Annotated in this window: 17 protein-coding genes; 6 read left to right on the forward strand and 11 right to left on the reverse strand. The window is 70.5% G+C overall.

From position 1 onward, the window contains the following. Positions 1-8 precede the first annotated feature (8 nt). Positions 9-611 (reverse strand): TetR/AcrR family transcriptional regulator, encoded by a 603-nt coding sequence (locus tag SANBI_RS16735; protein WP_319157073.1) that lies wholly within the window; start codon positions 609-611, stop codon positions 9-11. A gap of 332 nt (positions 612-943) precedes the next feature. Between SANBI_RS16735 and SANBI_RS16740 the strand changes: the two genes are divergently transcribed. Beyond that, positions 944-1,510 carry an NADPH-dependent FMN reductase gene (locus SANBI_RS16740; protein ID WP_056127529.1) on the forward strand — a complete coding sequence of 189 codons (567 nt, stop codon included), beginning with the start codon at positions 944-946 and terminating at the stop codon, positions 1,508-1,510. A 128-nt stretch (positions 1,511-1,638) separates the two neighbouring features. On the opposite strand, the gene SANBI_RS16745 is transcribed toward SANBI_RS16740, so the two are convergent. The 3 genes from SANBI_RS16745 to SANBI_RS16755 form a co-directional block, all read right to left on the reverse strand. After that, positions 1,639-1,923, reverse strand: coding sequence for a DivIVA domain-containing protein (locus SANBI_RS16745; RefSeq protein WP_143755816.1), 285 nt, complete (start codon positions 1,921-1,923; stop codon positions 1,639-1,641). Between the two features lie 113 nt (positions 1,924-2,036). Then, entirely contained in the window at positions 2,037-3,164 is a 1,128-nt protein-coding gene (locus SANBI_RS16750) for an SDR family oxidoreductase (RefSeq protein WP_408669717.1), read from the reverse strand. A 14-nt stretch (positions 3,165-3,178) separates the two neighbouring features. Beyond that, the gene (locus SANBI_RS16755) at positions 3,179-3,394 is read right to left on the reverse strand and encodes a hypothetical protein (protein ID WP_319157077.1); all 216 of its coding nucleotides are present in this window, start codon (positions 3,392-3,394) and stop codon (positions 3,179-3,181) included. Positions 3,395-3,603: 209 nt separating this feature from the next. Between SANBI_RS16755 and SANBI_RS16760 the strand changes: the two genes are divergently transcribed. From SANBI_RS16760 to SANBI_RS16770, 3 genes are all read left to right on the forward strand, one after another. Further along, positions 3,604-4,929, forward strand: coding sequence for an amidohydrolase (locus SANBI_RS16760; protein WP_319157079.1), 1,326 nt, complete (start codon positions 3,604-3,606; stop codon positions 4,927-4,929). Further along, a complete protein-coding gene (locus SANBI_RS16765) occupies positions 4,926-5,921 on the forward strand; it encodes an ATP-grasp domain-containing protein (protein WP_319157081.1) in 996 nt (331 codons plus the stop codon). Before SANBI_RS16760 ends, SANBI_RS16765 begins: the two co-directional genes overlap by 4 nt. A 141-nt stretch (positions 5,922-6,062) precedes the next feature. Beyond that, positions 6,063-6,326, forward strand: a complete 264-nt coding sequence (locus SANBI_RS16770) for a ribbon-helix-helix domain-containing protein (protein ID WP_319157083.1) — start codon at positions 6,063-6,065, stop codon at positions 6,324-6,326. A gap of 17 nt (positions 6,327-6,343) precedes the next feature. On the opposite strand, the gene SANBI_RS16775 is transcribed toward SANBI_RS16770, so the two are convergent. Beyond that, positions 6,344-6,814, reverse strand: a complete 471-nt coding sequence (locus SANBI_RS16775) for an NUDIX hydrolase (protein WP_319157085.1) — start codon at positions 6,812-6,814, stop codon at positions 6,344-6,346. Between the two features lie 126 nt (positions 6,815-6,940). Here SANBI_RS16775 and SANBI_RS16780 point away from each other — a divergent pair, with 126 nt between their 5' ends. Beyond that, entirely contained in the window at positions 6,941-9,079 is a 2,139-nt protein-coding gene (locus tag SANBI_RS16780; protein WP_319157087.1) for a beta-galactosidase, read from the forward strand. A 284-nt stretch (positions 9,080-9,363) separates the two neighbouring features. Here the strand turns inward: SANBI_RS16780 and SANBI_RS16785 are convergent, their stop codons facing one another. Together SANBI_RS16785 and SANBI_RS16790 are read right to left on the reverse strand one after the other, a co-directional pair. After that, a complete protein-coding gene (locus SANBI_RS16785) occupies positions 9,364-10,707 on the reverse strand; it encodes a glycoside hydrolase family 30 protein (protein WP_319157089.1) in 1,344 nt (447 codons plus the stop codon). 103 nt (positions 10,708-10,810) lie between these two features. Next, the gene (locus SANBI_RS16790) at positions 10,811-12,112 is read right to left on the reverse strand and encodes an MFS transporter (protein ID WP_319157091.1); all 1,302 of its coding nucleotides are present in this window, start codon (positions 12,110-12,112) and stop codon (positions 10,811-10,813) included. 173 nt (positions 12,113-12,285) lie between these two features. On the opposite strand from SANBI_RS16790, the gene SANBI_RS16795 reads away from it, so the two are divergent. Further along, on the forward strand, positions 12,286-12,933 hold the full coding sequence (locus tag SANBI_RS16795) for a TetR/AcrR family transcriptional regulator (protein ID WP_319157093.1): 648 nt from the start codon (positions 12,286-12,288) through the stop codon (positions 12,931-12,933). 66 nt (positions 12,934-12,999) lie between these two features. Here the strand turns inward: SANBI_RS16795 and SANBI_RS16800 are convergent, their stop codons facing one another. Genes SANBI_RS16800 through SANBI_RS16815 form a run of 4 tightly spaced genes read right to left on the reverse strand, consistent with a single transcriptional unit; the run spans position 13,000 to position 15,513 of the window. Next, entirely contained in the window at positions 13,000-13,878 is an 879-nt protein-coding gene (locus tag SANBI_RS16800; protein ID WP_319157095.1) for a hypothetical protein, read from the reverse strand. Beyond that, positions 13,875-14,771 carry an ABC transporter ATP-binding protein gene (locus tag SANBI_RS16805; protein ID WP_319157097.1) on the reverse strand — a complete coding sequence of 299 codons (897 nt, stop codon included), beginning with the start codon at positions 14,769-14,771 and terminating at the stop codon, positions 13,875-13,877. Before SANBI_RS16805 ends, SANBI_RS16800 begins: the two co-directional genes overlap by 4 nt. Beyond that, positions 14,768-15,187: a hypothetical protein gene (locus SANBI_RS16810; RefSeq protein WP_056127498.1), complete on the reverse strand. Its 420-nt coding sequence runs from the start codon at positions 15,185-15,187 to the stop codon at positions 14,768-14,770. Before SANBI_RS16810 ends, SANBI_RS16805 begins: the two co-directional genes overlap by 4 nt. Positions 15,188-15,213: 26 nt before the next feature. Beyond that, positions 15,214-15,513, reverse strand: coding sequence for a hypothetical protein (locus tag SANBI_RS16815; RefSeq protein WP_200945441.1), 300 nt, complete (start codon positions 15,511-15,513; stop codon positions 15,214-15,216). Positions 15,514-15,565 lie beyond the last annotated feature (52 nt).

The raw sequence follows: 15,565 nt of genomic DNA on the forward strand, positions 1-15,565 counted from the left end.
GCAGAGCGTCAGGCTCGGGCGACCCTGCGGACGAGGTCTTCCCAGCCGTCGGCCAGCCTGTCGAGGTCGATCCGCAGGTCGCGCGTCTCGTAGAGGACGAGGGCCGCGTCGAGAGAGGAGAGCAGGGTGAGCGTGAGCACCTGGAGGTCGCCGTCGACCCCGGCCTGCCCGAGCAGCATCTGCACGTGCATCGCGGACGCGGCGTGGGCCGGCGCGGAGTACCTGTGCTCGGCCTCCGCCTCGACGCTGCGCAGCAGGTCGCCCTGGAGGGTGACGAGCCGGAGCCTCTCGCGGCCGAAGGCGACCAGACGCTCGACGGGCTCGGCGCCGGGGCCGAGCGGCGGCGGGCCGGAGAAGAAGCCCTCCTGGAAGGTCATCTCGGAGTCGTTGAGCAGCTCGCGCAGCAGACCCGCGCGGGAGCCGAACCTGCGGAAGATCGTGCCCTTGCCGAGCCCGGCCGCACGGGCGAGACCGTCCATGGTGAGACCGTCGACGCCTCCCTCCGCGAGCATCGCGCGGGCGGTGACGAGCAGGTGCTCCCGGTTGCGGGCGGCGTCGGCACGCTCGCAGGCCGCGGTGCTCCCGGGGGCGGGGAGGTCGAGGGACGTCATCGCGGGCCTCCTCACCTGGTCGACGGTCGTGCGCTCCGGCGAGCCTATCGTCGCGGCCACAGGGTCGAGAACCCCGCAGCGGGTGAGACGACCGACTCCACGCACCGGCCCGGGCGCGCCCAGCCCGCGGCCCTGCGGACCAGCGACGACGCGAGCGGCCCGGATCCCGGATGAGCGATGTCCGTCGCGGTGAGACGCACGTCACGCTGCTAAACGGACCATGGTCCGCTTATGCTGGGCGAGCGGCCACCGCACCGCACGCACTCTTCGCACCACCTGCGCGGCCCGCCGCGCACACCCGAGAACCACCCGCACCTACGTGAGGACCTCCCATGTCAGACGTCTCCATCCTCGTCCTGGTCGGCAGCCTGCGCTCCGGCTCGAAGAACCGCGAGCTCGCCGAGGCCGCAGTCGACCTCGCCCCCGCGGGCACGACCCTCACGATCTTCGAGGGCCTGGCCGACCTGCCCTTCTACAACGAGGACATCGACCTCCCCGACTCCGCCCCCGCCGGCGCGACAGCCTTCCGCGAGGCCCTCGCCTCGGCCGACGCCGTCCTGGTCGTCTCCCCCGAGCACAACGGCACCATCCCCGCCGTGCTGAAGAACGCCATCGACTGGGCCTCGCGCCCCTTCGGCGCGAGTGCGATCTCGGGCAAGCCCGTCGCGGTCGTCGGCAGCGCCTACGGCCAGTTCGGCGGCGTGTGGGCCCACGACGAGGCCCGCAAGGCCTTCGGCATCGCGGGCGCGAACGTCCTCGGTGACGTCACGCTCTCGATCCCCGGCTCGGTCGTCCGCTTCGCCGAGACGCACCCGCGCGACGACTCCGAGGTCGTCGAGCAGCTGACCGCGGTCCTCACCGCGACAGTCGAGGCCGCACGCGGAGCCGTCGCAGCCTGACGCACGCCGCACACGGGCTCGCCCGGACGCGCGGGTCTGCACGAGATGGCCGCACCGACACCCGTCGGTGCGGCCTTCACGTGCTCGGGTCGCACGTCTCGTCGAGGCCAGCACCGCTGGCCTACGCCTCAGCGCGCGACGATCTCCCATCGCGCCAACGCGTCGGCCACCTGCCGCAGGAACGGGTCGACGGCATCGGCGGCGTAGACCTCACGCCACCGCGTCAACGGGAAGTCTGCGCTGCGCACCTCGGACGACGTGACCGTCGCGGCAGCAGCGGTCCCACCCTCCTCGTAGTGCCGGAAGGCGACGACGCACCGGTCGAGCAGGGTGTCGACGTCGACGCACGCATACCCGTGCCGGAACTTCATCGCCGGGAACCGGGCCCCCACCACGTCGTCAGCAGATGTCATCATCACACCGTAGGGGATGACGCCGCGTCCCCTGCTCTCCGTCAGCGCTGCTCATCGACGTGCAGGCACGGGACGGGCTCAGCGGTCACCCCGCACGCCTCAGCCCCTCGGTCTCAGGGCAGGATGTGCTCGGCCCGGTACCTGTCCAGGACGGCGAGCAGCGCACGCTCGGTGCTGACGTAGCCGGTGTACCCGGCCAGGCGTGAGCGCGTCATGTCGGCGAGCATGTCACCCTCCCGGCCGAGGTCGCCGTCGGTGTGCCACCACGACGCGACACGGGTCAGATCTGGTTCGACGAGACTGTGCTCGGCGACGACGCGCTCCCAGACGGGGGCCGCGTCGGCCATCTGCACCTCGAGCGGCGCGGGCTCGTCGCCAGGACCCTGCGGCTCGACGCCCAGGTGCGCCGCGAGCGCGGGCCAGAGCCTGCGCCACCGGACCTGGTCGCCGTCGACGATGTTGAAGGCCGTGTCCGCCGCGGCGGGTGTGGTCGCGGCCCACAGCTGGTGGTCGGCGAGCAGGGCGGCGTCGGTGAGGTCCACGAGGGAGTTCCAGGCACTGACGGAGCCGGGGAACACGAAGGGCCGGTCGGTGGCACGGACGATCGCGGCGTAGGCCCCGAGGGTCGAGGCGAGGTTCATGGCGTTGCCGACCGCGTGGCCGATCACCGTGTGCGCCCTGTGGACCGACCAGGTGAAGCCGTGCGCGGCGGCGGCCGCCGACAGCTCGTCCTCCTGGGCGTAGTAGAAGTTCTCGACCGGGCGCCGCTCGGCGTCCTCGAGGAACGGGGTGTCGGGCAGGACGCCGACGCCGTAGGCCTCGAAGGGGCCGAGGTAGTGCTTGAGCCCGGTGACGAGCGTGACGTGCTGGAGCGTGCCCTGCGGGCCGAGGACGGCGAGCAGGTCGCGGACCATGCCTCCGTTGACGCGGATGTTCTCCGCCTCGGTGTCCTGGCGCGACCACGCGGTGATGAACACGTGCGTGGGACGCAGGTCGCCGAGGGCCTGCTGCAGGCTGTCGCGCGAGGTGAGGTCGGCGGCGACGTGGCCGACGCCCGCGACGTCGACCGGGCGTCGAGACAGCCCCGTGGTCTGCCAGCCGGCAGCGACGAGCTGCTCGACGAGCGCCGATCCGGCGATGCCGGTGGCTCCGACGACGAGCGCGTGCGCTCCCTCGGGCGGCGTGCGCACCGGGGTGGGGGCGCGGTCGGGCGCGGGGGTGGTGGTCGTGGTCGTAGTCACAGGGGGTCTCCCGTTCAGTGGTTTCTGGTGATGACCAGGCCGAGCAGGCACAGCAGGCCGACGGCTGAGGCTCCCCAGACGTACGGACGCAGCGAGCGGTACCTCGCGCGAGTCGCGGCATCGTCTGCACCCCACCCGCCACTGCGAGCAGCCACGACCTGGATCACGAGGACGACGACGAACGAGAGGATCCATCCGACGGTCAGCGCGATCTCTGTCATCGTCTCCATGATCCTGGCCACCCTGGACAGCCGCATCCTGGGGCGTCGTGCCGTCGCGCACACCGGACAGCCTCGCACCACGTCTCAGCAACCGAGAATCTGCCTGTACCGCTAGGGCGCGCAGGTCGTGCACCTAGGGTGGCAAGAGACCTCTGGCGCGCAGACCGCGCACCTCGTCGCTGCACGCCCCGCCGACGCACCCCGAGAGCAGGAGCCCGATGACCGACCGCACCGCCCTTCGTCCGCCGCAGCCGAGCCGCGCCTACCTCGAGGCCCTCGACGCGACGACCCGCCGCAGGGCAGCAGCATTCGTGCCGCTGGTCTCGGAGCACGCAGGCTCCCCCGCCGACGCCCGCGAGCGCGTCGTCGCACGGGCCGCGACACAGGAAGACGACGTCGTCGCTCTCGCCCACGAGGTCTTCGAGCATGCCGAGGAGGCCTTCGAGGAGGTGCAGAGCGTCGCGGCCCTCGCCGCGCTGCTGCGCGCCCACGGGCACGAGGTCGAGGTCGGGACCCACGGGCTGAGCACGTCACTGCGCGCGAGCGCCGGTCAGTCGGACGGACAGACCATCGCGATCGTGGCGGAGTACGACGCCCTCCCCGGCATCGGCCACGCCTGCGGGCACCACCTCATCGCCGCGGCAGCGACGGGGGCCTTCCTCGCCCTGGCCGAGGAGGACCTCCCGGGCCGGGTGCTGCTGCTCGGCACCCCGGCCGAGGAGGGCAACAGCGGCAAGGAGATCCTCGCGCGGGCGGGCTTCTTCGACGGCGTCGACGCCGCGATCATGGTCCACCCCTTCGGCTACGACGTCGTCGACCAGCCCTTCCTCGGCCGGCGCCAGCTCGTGGTCCGGTACACGGGCGTCGCCGCGCACGCCTCGGCCCAACCGTTCATGGGTCGCAACGCCCTCGACGCGGTGACCCTCAACTACCAGGCGGTCGGTCTGCTGCGGCAGTACCTGCCGCCGAGCGACCGCGTGCACGGGGTCATCCGCGAGGGCGGCACACGGCCCTCGATCGTCACCGAGACGGCGGTCGTCGAGTACTACGTGCGCTCGGCCGAGGCGTCGACCCTCAAGGACCTGTCGAACCGTCTCGAAGACATCGCGCACGGCATCGCCCAGGCGACCGGGACCGTCGCCGAGATCGAGTGGGACCCCGTGCCGTACACGCTGCCGCTGCGGACCAACGGGCCGCTCGCGGCGCGCTGGGCCGAGCACCAGGCCGGACGGGGTCGGACCGCGCTCGCCGGTGGGGTCGTCCCCGCCGAGCTCGCCGCGTCGACAGACTTCGGCAACGTGAGCGTCCGCATCCCGTCGATCCACCCGATGATCGCGGTGAGCGACCCCGAGGTCGCGCTGCACACCCGCGAGTTCGCTGCGGTCGCCGCGACCGAGGCGGGCGACCGGGCGGCGCTCGACGGCGCCGTGGGTCTCGCGCTCACGGCCCTCGACTGGTTGTACGACCCGGCCCTGCGCGCCGACGTCCGCGAGGACTTCGAGGCCGCCGGTGGCGTCGTCGACGTCGCGGGGTACTTCGCATGAGCGCCGCAGCCGCGTCGGGGACGACGCCCGTGGTCCACGCGGTCCACGAGAACCCGGAGTGGTTCGGGGTCTTCGCCGAGGCCTTCGAGGCCGAGGGCGTGCCGTACCGAGAGCTCGTGCTCACCGGCGGGGTGCTCGACCTCGACGACCCGCCGCCGCCCGGCATCGTGTGGTCACGCTTCAGCGCGTCCTCGCACACCCGCGGCCACGGGCTGTCGAAGGAGCACACGCGCGCGGTCCTCGCGTGGGCCGAGGCGGGTGGTCGACGGGTGGTCAACGGACGCGGCGTCCTCGAGCTCGAGGTGTCGAAGGTGCTCCAGCTGAGCGCGCTGCGCGCCGCGGGGATCGACGTGCCGCGCACCCGGGTGGTCGTCGGGACGGAGCACCTGCTCGCCGCCGCGCAGGACTTCCCGACGCCCTTCGTCACCAAGCACAACCAGGGCGGCAAGGGGCTGGGCGTGCAGCGTTTCGACCACGTCGACGAGCTCGCCGCGGTGCTCGCGGCCGGGGACTTCGAGGAGCCTGTCGACGGGGTGACGCTGCTCCAGGAGTACGTGCAGCCGCGCGACGGGTCGATCACCCGCGTGGAGATCGTCGGCGGGGAGCACCTGTACTCGGTGCGGGCCGACACCCTGCGCGGCGGCTTCCAGCTGTGCCCGGCCGACGCGTGCGCCGTCGACCCGACGACAGGTCGTCCCGTCCTGCCGCCCGGAGCGACGCTCGCGCCCGAGCCCGGGGTGTCGCTGTTCTCGCTGCGCGAGGACCTCGACCCGGGGATCGTCGAGAAGTACCTGGCCTTCACGCGGGCGCACGGCATCGAGATCGCGGGGATCGAGCTCATCGAGTCTGTCGACGGGCGGGTGCTCACGTACGACGTCAACACGAACACGAACTACAACCCGCAGGTCGAGGCCGTCGCGCCCCGCAGCGGGCCGCGGGAGGTGGCGCGGTACCTGGGGCGGGTGCTGGCGGAGGAGAGGGCGAGGGGCTGACGGGTCGGATCTGTCAGTGACGCCATCCCTTACTTGCACTTCCGGCAAGAGTGTCAGTAAGGCGACAGTGCAATGGCAGCTTCGAGCCGGGGCTCGTCAAGGCCACTGGGCCGCGCTCATGTTTTCGTATACAGTAATTTCATGAGCAAGCGCGAGGTGCGCGGCGAAGCCGTGAGCGACGAGCAGATCAAGGCCTGGGCCGACGAGGCGGAGGCCGGGTACGACACGCCGACGCTGCGCCGACGCGGCCGTCCGACCATCGGCTCCGGAGCGGGCGTCGTCGTACCCGTCCGGCTCGACGGACCCACCCTCGCGGCCTTGACTGCGCGCGCCGAGGCAGAAGGTCTGCCCAACCGCTCTGAGGCGATCCGCGCAGCCGTCCGTGCGTGGACTCACGTCGCGTGAAGGTGCAGTAGCTCAGGTCAGCTGAGCGCAGACAGCAGCGGGAACCAGTGCCGCTCAGCCAGCAGAGACCCGGCACCGTGCGCCTCGACCCACTCCCCGTCGACCACGGGGACACCCGATGCCTCCCAGACCACGAAGTGCGCGACCGGCACGGGCCATCCGTAGTCCGGCGCGTCCTCGGCGACCACGTTCCTGACGAAGCCCACCGGCACCAGCCGTGCATTCCGCCCGAGGACCTCGAGAGCGAGCTGCGCCGCCGCGACGCGCCCGTCGAGGTCGGAAAGATCGACCACCCGGGTCGGCAGGTCGAGAGCACCCGTCTGCTCCCGAGGGACGCAGAACACGTCATCACCCCGGCGCAGCAGCAGCCGCACGAGGCAGGCCGGGCTCGGTGCGACGGAGGACCGCACCACCTCGGCCCGTGACCCGGGTGGCAACCAGGGAGCGTCCGGAGCCGTCCGGACCACGACGTCGGGTCTGCGGTTCATCGCGACAGGATATCGAGGCACTCGCACTTATCTACCGATCAGTAGGTAAGGTGGTCTGTGTCCGACGGAGGACGAGCTGCGGGCGCACCAGAGCCTGCGGCGGACGCGCGACGAAGGGTGACCACGGTGGACCAGCTGTTGTTCGGTGCGGCGTACTACGACGAGTACATGCCGACCGACCGGATCGACACAGACGTCGAGATGATGAAGGCCGCGGGCATCACCGTGGTGCGGATCGCCGAGTCGACGTGGAGCTCGCTCGAACCCCAGCCCGGCGTCTTCGACTTCACGCACGTGGACCGCGCGCTCGACGCCTTCGAGGCTGCGGGCATCCACGTGATCGTCGGGACACCTACCTACGCGGTACCAGCCTGGCTCGTGCAGTCGTACCCGGAGGTCTTGGCGGTCACGAACCGCGGCGAGGGCCGCTACGGCGCCCGGCAGATCATGAACATCGCCAACCCCACGTACCGCTTCCACGCCGAGCGCGTCATCCGGCGCCTCATGGAGCGCACGGCGCACCGCCCCGGTGTCATCGGGTTCCAGATCGACAACGAGACCAAGTACTACGAGGCCGCCTCCCGCGACGTGCAGCGTGGTTTCGTCAAGTACCTGCGCGCGGAGTTCGACGACGACCTCGGTGCGCTCAACGACGCCTTCGGCCTCGCCTACTGGTCCAACCGCATCGACGCGTGGGAGGACTTCCCCGACGTACGCGGCACGATCAACGGGTCGCTCGGCGCGGAGTTCGCGAAGTACCGGCGGCGCCTCGTCGAGGAGTTCCTCGGCTGGCAGGCGGGGATCGTCCGCGAGTACTCGTGCGAGGACCAGTTCGTCACGCAGAACTTCGACTTCGACTGGTCGCCCGGGTGGTCCTACGGCCTGCAGCCCTCGGTCGACCACTTCAAGGCTGCTGCGACCGTCGACGTCGCGGGTGTGGACATCTACCACCCGACGCAGGCACGCCTCACGGGCAAGGAGATCGCCTTCGGCGGGGACATGACCCGCTCGATCAAGGGCGGCGCGAACTACCTCGTGCTCGAGACCCAGGCACAGGGCCAGATCGGCTGGCTCCCCTACCCCGGACAGCTGCGCCTCCAGGCGTACAGCCACCTGGCGAGCGGGGCCGACGGCCTCATGTACTGGCACTGGCACTCGATCCACAACTCCTTCGAGACGTACTGGAAGGGCCTGCTCAGCCACGACCTCGAGACCAACCCGACGTACGAGGAGGCCGGAGTCTTCGGTCGCGAGGCCTCCGCCGCGGGCGACGCGCTGCTGCACCTGCGCAAGGACAACAGGGTCGCGATCATGGTGAGCAACGAGGCGCTCACCGCGCTGCAGTGGTTCACGGTCGAGACCGGGTTCATCGACGGGGTCTTCGGCAGCTCGATCGGCTACAACGACGTGCTGCGCTGGGTCTACGACGCGCTCTTCGAGCTCAACGTCGAGGTGGACTTCGTCTCGTCCGACGACCCCGACCTCGGCCGCTACGCACTCGTGGTCGCCCCCGCGCTCTACTCTGCGCCGGAGTCGACGATCACTCGGCTCCGCGAGCACGTCGAGGCCGGCGGCCACCTGGTGACGACCTTCCGCACGGCCGTCGCCGACGAGCACGTCACCGTGTGGCACGACCGCGCCCCGCACGGGCTGACCGAGACGCTGGGGGTCACGTACAACCAGTTCACCCGGCCGGACGGCGTGGGGCTCACGCTCCACGGGGACCTGGCCGAGGCGGTCAGCGCGCAGGGCGGTGCTGGTGCTGGTGCTGGTGCTGGTGCTGGTGCTGGTGCTGGTGCTGGTGCTGCGGAGGATCCCGCCGGCTCCCTGCAAGCCCAACGCTTCATGGAGCTGCTCACCCCCGAGGGCGCCGAGGTGCTCGCCGGGTACGACCACCCGGCCTACGAGGGCTACGCGGCGATCACCCGCCACCGCCCGGGCGGAGGCTCCGGTGGCGGCTCGGCTCTGCACCTCGGGACGATGACCTCGCCCGACCTCGTCCGCGCCGCGCTCTCCGTCGCCGTGCGCGACGCGGGAGTCTGGGACTGGCCGCACGAGCTCGCCGGGACCGTCAACGTCCGCCGCGGCACCAACGCCCGGGGCCGCGAGCTCACCTACCTGCTCAACTACTCAGCCGAGGCGGTGACGCTCGACAGCCCGGTCGCCGGGCGGTCTGTGCTCAGCGACGGGGGGATCACCGTCGGCGACTCCCTGACCATCGGCGCCTGGGACCTCGTGGTAGTCGAGGGCGACATGCCGGCCTGACCTCGGCGATCACCGTGCCGACGGGCCGCCGCCACACCGATGGCCCGTCGGTTCGGTCCTGCTGACCTGTCGACCCAGGCAGCAGGCCCAGCGAGACAGCGAGACAGCGAGACAGCGAGACAGCGAGACAGCGAGACAGCGAGACAGCGAGACAGCGAGATCGTGACTTCGGAGCGAGCGCGACCTTTCTAGGTCACGATCTCGCTCCGAAGTCACGATCTCGGCAGGATGCCGGCAGCGGCAGCGGCAGCGGCAGTGGAGGAGGAGGAGGAGGCCGGGCCCGGCTATGCCGGGATCACGAAGGTGTTCAGCGACCTCGCCTCGAGGGTCGTGTGGAAGCTCTTCGCCTCCTCCCCCGGCACCGTGAAGGCGAACTCCTCGTCGCGGTCGAGCGCGTTCTGCACGACGACCACGATCGACCCGTCCGGGTTCTCGTAGGCCGACCCCTGCGCGCTGAACCGACCCGTCACACCGAGCGGCACCGCTCCCGGGCGCACGGCCGAGGAGTAGTGCTTGAGCACGTAGTACTCGGGGTTGCGCGTGAAGGTGCGCGCCTGGGTGTCCACGGTGATGAGCGAGTTCTGCGGCCAGCCCCAGGTGCTCAGACCACCAGGCTCGAGGGCCATGTTCCAGTAGGTGTAGCCGGTCGCCCCGTGCTGGAGGTAGTGGCGGACCAGGTGGAAGACGTACTCGGCCTCCTCCCAGTTGTTCGCCCCGAAACCGCACTCCGACTCGGTCTGCATGATCTCGAGCTCGGGCCACGCGTCGTGCGTGCGGGCGACAGCGTGCTGGCCCGCCCACTGGTAGCCGATCCCGGCGATGTGCTTGCGGGCCTCGTCGTCGAAGAGGATGTTGTCCACGAAGCGCGCGTAGTTGGTGAGCGCCTGGCCTGTCGCCGTGAACTTCATGTCTTCGGGGCCGTTGAGGGTCCCGAGGAAGATCTTCGCCGTGAGCCCCGCGGCCTCGAAGGCCGGGCCCAGGTGGTCGCGGACGAAGATCCGCAGCTGCTCCGACGTCCACACGCAGGACGGGAACTTCTGGTCGGCGAACACCTCGTTCTGCACGTGCACCTGGCTCACGGTGATGCCGCGCTCAGCGTAGGCCTGCACGAACCTCACGAAGTACTGCGCGTAGGCGTCGAGGTTCTCCTGCGTCATGACGAGGGTGCCGAAGTTGTAGGCCGGCGGGTTCTTCATCCACGTCGGCGGGCTCCACGGCGAGCAGTGCAGCACCATGTCGTCCTGGAAGCGCTGGGCCTGCCGGATGAACGGGATCACGTGGTCTTCGTCGCGCTCGACCGAGAAGTGCTCGAGCGCGTAGTCGCCCGGGGTCTCGTCGTAGGAGTACCAGGACGCCGCGAAGTCGTTCGCGCCGACGGCGGACCTGTTCACCCGGAAGTTGAGCTCGTCCGGGCTGAAGAGCTCCCGGTAGATCGTCTCCTGGTCGTCCTCGGACAGCGCGGAGATGGCGCGGTGACCGAGCTCGTTGAAGGTGCCGCCGAAGCCGCGCAGCGTCTGGCCGCGCGTCCCGGTGAGCGTGAGCCCGCGAGCCGCGGACGCACCTGGCGTGGGGGCGCCCCGCTCGGTCCACTGGGCGTCCTGGGTGGACGTGGTCCACGTCGTCGTCACGAGAGTCTCCTCGGGTTGGGTGTCTGGGTCGGGTCGGGTGTCAGATTCAGGGCGAGGGTCTGTCTGGCTCGCGGACCAGCGCAGGGCCAGGCAGAGGGGCGGATCACTTCACGGACTTGATCCGCGTGATGAAGAAGGCGCCGAGCAGCGCAGCCACGATGGCCACCGGGAACACGAGCCCGTAGCCGCCTGTCGACACGACGAGGGCGGAGGTCACGAGCGGCCCGACGGTCTGCCCGGCGGTGGTCGAGAGGTTGAGGATGCCGAGGTCTTTGCCTGCCTGCTCCTCGTCGGGGAGCACATCGACGTTGAGGGCCTGGTCGACCGAGGTGTACACGCCGTAGCCGAAGCCGGCGATCGCCGCGAAGAGGAACATGCCCGTCGGCGTCGGCCAGATCCACGGCATCGCGATGCCCACGGCGAACAGCAGGCTCGACACCACGACAGGCAGCTTGCGACGTCCGATGAGGTCGGAGACCGGACCGGCCGCGACAGAGCCGACGAGCGAGACGACGAGGAGGATCACCGACATCGTCGCGATGGTCTTGGCGGACTCGGCGGTGGTCTGCCCGACGTGGTCGCGGACGATGTAGAGCTGGTACGCCATGATCATCTGATAGCTGACCAGCATGAAGAGGCGCCCGGCGAAGGCCAGGTAGAAGTCTGGGGCGTTGCGCGGCGGTCGGAACGAGCGCAGCAGCTCGCGGAAGCCACCGGCCGCAGGTGGCAGGTCGACCGCGGACCTCTCACGGGGCCAGACGGCGAGCGCGACGACAGCCGAGCCGGCCATGAGGGCCCCGCCGAGGACGAAGCCGGGGAGGGCGCCGGTGATGAAGGCGGCACCGACGAGACTGCCGAGCGGCGCGCCGGCGGCGAGCCCGCCCCCGTAGAAGGCGGACATCGTGCCGCGCACGCGCATGGGCACCCTGTCGGCGAGGACAGCGACCGCGGGCGCGAGCATCATGTTGAGCCCGACCATGGACACGCAGTACGCGACCATGATGAGCGCCGGGCTGGTGAGCACGCCGATGAGGGTGAGCGAGACACCACCGACCAGCCCTCCGACGAGGATCCACGGCGCGCGGCGGCCGAAGCGGCCGCGGGACCTGTCCGAGAGGTTGCCGAACAGCAGGTTCGACACCAGGGACACGACGGCGGTCACGGCACTGATGGTCCCGAGCAAGGCCTCGGGCGACTCGACACCGATGTCGAGCAGCCGCTGGGGCAGCAGGACGGCGGCGACGATCTGGAGACCGACGATCCACAGCAGGCCGAAGGCGAAGAACCCGGCACCGAACCTCAGGGTGAGCGCGCGGGTGAAGGGCGCGCCGGTGTCGGGGGCGAGGTCGGTGGCCTGGGGGGTCGGGGTCGAGCCCTCGTCGGCGAGGGGGGTGCGGGTGTCCATGTGAACCTTCTTTGGTCATGGGAGTCGTGCGGCTCAGCCTTGAGACGCGGGCCTCCCGGGGGAGGCTCACCACTACCGAGTGATCGGTAGATAGGAGCAAATTACGACCGCGCGGTAAGAAAGTCAACAGCCGCCTCCGTGGGCCGTCGCGGACCAGGCGGTACGGTGCGGGGATGACCGGAACCACCACGGACGGCGCGCCGAGGCGTCGCGTCCGCCTCACGCGCGAGGCCCGCACCGCGCAGATCCTCGAAGAGTCGACCCGCCTCGTCAGCCAGCACGGGTTCTACGGGCTCTCGCTCCAGGACGTCGCGAACGCCGTGGGCATCAGCCAGGCCGGCCTGCTGCACTACGTCGGGACCAAAGAGGGCCTGCTGCAGCTCATCGTCGAGCAGCGCTACGACCGCAGGTTCGACCCCGAGGCGTACATCGCGAGCGGCGACCCTGCCGCGACGCACCCCGACGGCGCGTCCTTCCCCGGGTACTGCCGCTTCCTCGTGCGCAAAAACGCCGCCGAGCCGCAGCTCGTCCGTCTGTACATGGTGCTCGGCGCCGAGGCGATCTCCCCCGAGCACCCCGCGCACGGGTACTTCGACGTCCGACCTGACGCCACCTGGGAGCTCTACTCCCGCACCACCTGGCGCCTGCCGCCCGAGGTCGGCCCCTGGGAGGACGCCCGAGGTCTCGTCGAGATGGCCATCGAGGCGATGGACGGCGTCCAGCTGCGGTCGTTCCGCTCCCCGGCCGTGAGCATGGAGGAGGGCTGGGCCCGGTTCGAGCAGGTCCTCTTCCCGTCGCCGGTGTGGGACGGGTACCGCTGACCTCTAGGACGGCACACACTCAGCCGTCCGGCACGGTGCCCGCCGCCGGCACTCCCTGCTCACGGCTCATCTCCAGACTGGACGACGGGCCGCCGCCCCGGCGAGCACGATGACGAGCACCACCACTCCCGCACCGGCGACATAGGCTGCCGCAGCCCCGCCCCCAGGGGCGACGAGATCTGGGCACCTGGGCGCGAGGCACTCGAGCGCCATCCCTCGCGACCCCTCGGCCTCAGAGACGACCAGCCCGACGAGCCTCGTCACACCGCTCCGGAAGCCGTCAGCCGCCCACACCGCAGGAGCGACGAGCTCTCCGAGCACCACATAGACGAGAACGCCCAGGATCACGACGACCTCTGACCGGGCCACGACCCCTGCGGCAGCACCGATCGACGCAGCACCGGCAACCACGAGCACCCCGCGCACGACGACGAGCAGCACACCCGTCAGCGCCACCCCGTCGGCCGAACCTCGCAGGTACGCGACCCCGAGGAGCGACACTGCAGCGACGACGAGCACCACGACAGCGACGACCGCACACCACCCGGTCCACACGACGACCGCCCGGACCGCGGACTCTCCCCGTCGGCGCGCTGATGGCCAGGTGACATGGACGGAACGGGTCCGCCAGTCGCCTCCGCACAGGACCGCGCCAGCGAGCAGGCACACCAGCGCGAGACCGACCGTCAGGGCAGCGAGGTCGAAGGGCAGCTCCGCAGCAGCCAGGTATCGAGGCTCGACGAAAGCCGCCGCGAGGTCGAACTCTTCGCCGATCACAGGCTGCATCACGTCGACCTGCGCCTGTGCAGCCCTGAGCGCACTGTCGAGGTCTCGTGAGCTCGTCGACCATCTCAAGACCGGCAGTGCGCAGACGACCAGGCCGCACAACCACAGCTGGACGCCGACCACCCTGCGATGGAGCAGGAGGGATGCCAGGGCTCTCACGAGAGCGTCCTCTCGTCGGCGACCTCGGTGCCAGACGAGGCGAACTCGTCGAAGATGCGGTCGAACAGAGCGCGGTCGACAGTGATCTCGTGGACGACCGCGTGGCGCGCCACCACCGTCCACACCGCCTCGAGAGGGTCAGGACCGGCCACGCGTACACCGCGGGACGTCAGGGTGGCATCCATCCGCGCCTCCCGCAGCGCGCGGTAGGCGGCTCCGTCATCGGAGGTGCGCACCACGTGCCCAGCTCTCGGGACTCGCGCGGCCACGTCGCCGACGGCGCCTGTCACGGTCAGCCGGCCGTGCCGCAGGCACGTCACGGTGTCGCACACGAGCTCCAGCTGGGCGAGGTCGTGAGAGCACAGGACGACTGTGCACCCGTCGTCCCGCAACGTCCGCAGCAGGTCGAGCAGGCTGTCGATGGCCTGGGGGTCCAACCCTGTGGTGGGTTCGTCGAGGAGGAGGACACGCGCGCCCCCGAGCAGCGCGACGGCCAGAGCCAGCCGCTGCGCCATGCCCGTGGAGAGTTCGCCGCAGCGCGCGGCCTCGAACGCGCCGATCCCGGTGACCTCTCGTGCCCGGGCCATGTCTCTCCGGGACGCGAACACCAGGCGCCCGCGGTAGGCCATCAGATCGCGCACCCGTAGCTCGGCAGGGAAGCGCGAGCCGACGAAGAGCACCGACGGCTCACCTCTCGTGACGATACGTCCAGATCGAGTGGGCACCAGGCCCGAGACGGCGCGGAACAGCGTGGTCTTGCCAGCGCCGTTGTGGCCGAGCAACGCGTGCACCAGACCGGGCCCCATCGAGAAGGACACGTCCCGCACGAGCGTCCGTCGCCCGCGCGAGACGGTGACGCCGTCCAGCGACAGCGCCGGCCGGGCTGACGTCACTCGGGCTCTCCCACGGCACACAGGACCGTCGTCCCGACCCCTGACCATGTGGCCTCGTCGATCACAGAGATGAGGTTCTTGCCCGTCAACGGCTCGTCCACCTCGATGGCGTAGGCGTCGAAGGACGGCTGGCATGCCGACTGCGCAAACCCGTTGAGGATCGCAGCAGCAGGAGCGATGTCGGGAGCGTCGTCGCCCACCGCCGCGAGTCCCACGACAGGCACAGCGTCGTCAGCGCCACAGTCGACCACGGTCACCTGCCCGTCGACCAGCGGTCCGACGACGAGGCAGTCCTCTCTGGCCACCTCGGAGATCTCCACCAGCCGCCCAGGCGTCGCCTCGGGGGACTCTGCATCTGGGGCAACCCCGCAAGCCCCGAAGACACCGATGGTGACGGCCGCAGCGGCCGCCACCATCAGACCTCGACGGCTGGGACGTCCCTTCAGCACGTCTTCGTGGAGTAGAACGTGTCCCACGTGTCGCCGTTGGACCCTCCGCTGTTGTCGGCCCACCAGGTGTAGATCACCTTTCCGGCCGAGATCGTCGTGCTCCGGATGTAGTGGTTCCCGGTGACGTGACCATGGCCGCTGGCTGTGGATGCAGCTTCAGCCCCGGACGGCTTGTTGATGGTGATGGACGAGCCGCTGCATGCCGTGGACGCCGTTGCGGTCGAGGCTGGGACAAAGAGCCCCGCCGTGACCAAGAGTCCTGTCGCCGCCGCTGCTACGAGCTTTCGTGCCATGTGGATCCCTCACTTCGGTGGTGGTCTGCGCTCGTAGACGGTTGCCCTCCGA

Origin of the sequence: Sanguibacter biliveldensis, from assembly GCF_033798665.1 — a bacterium.
Taxonomy (GTDB): domain Bacteria; phylum Actinomycetota; class Actinomycetes; order Actinomycetales; family Cellulomonadaceae; genus Sanguibacter; species Sanguibacter inulinus.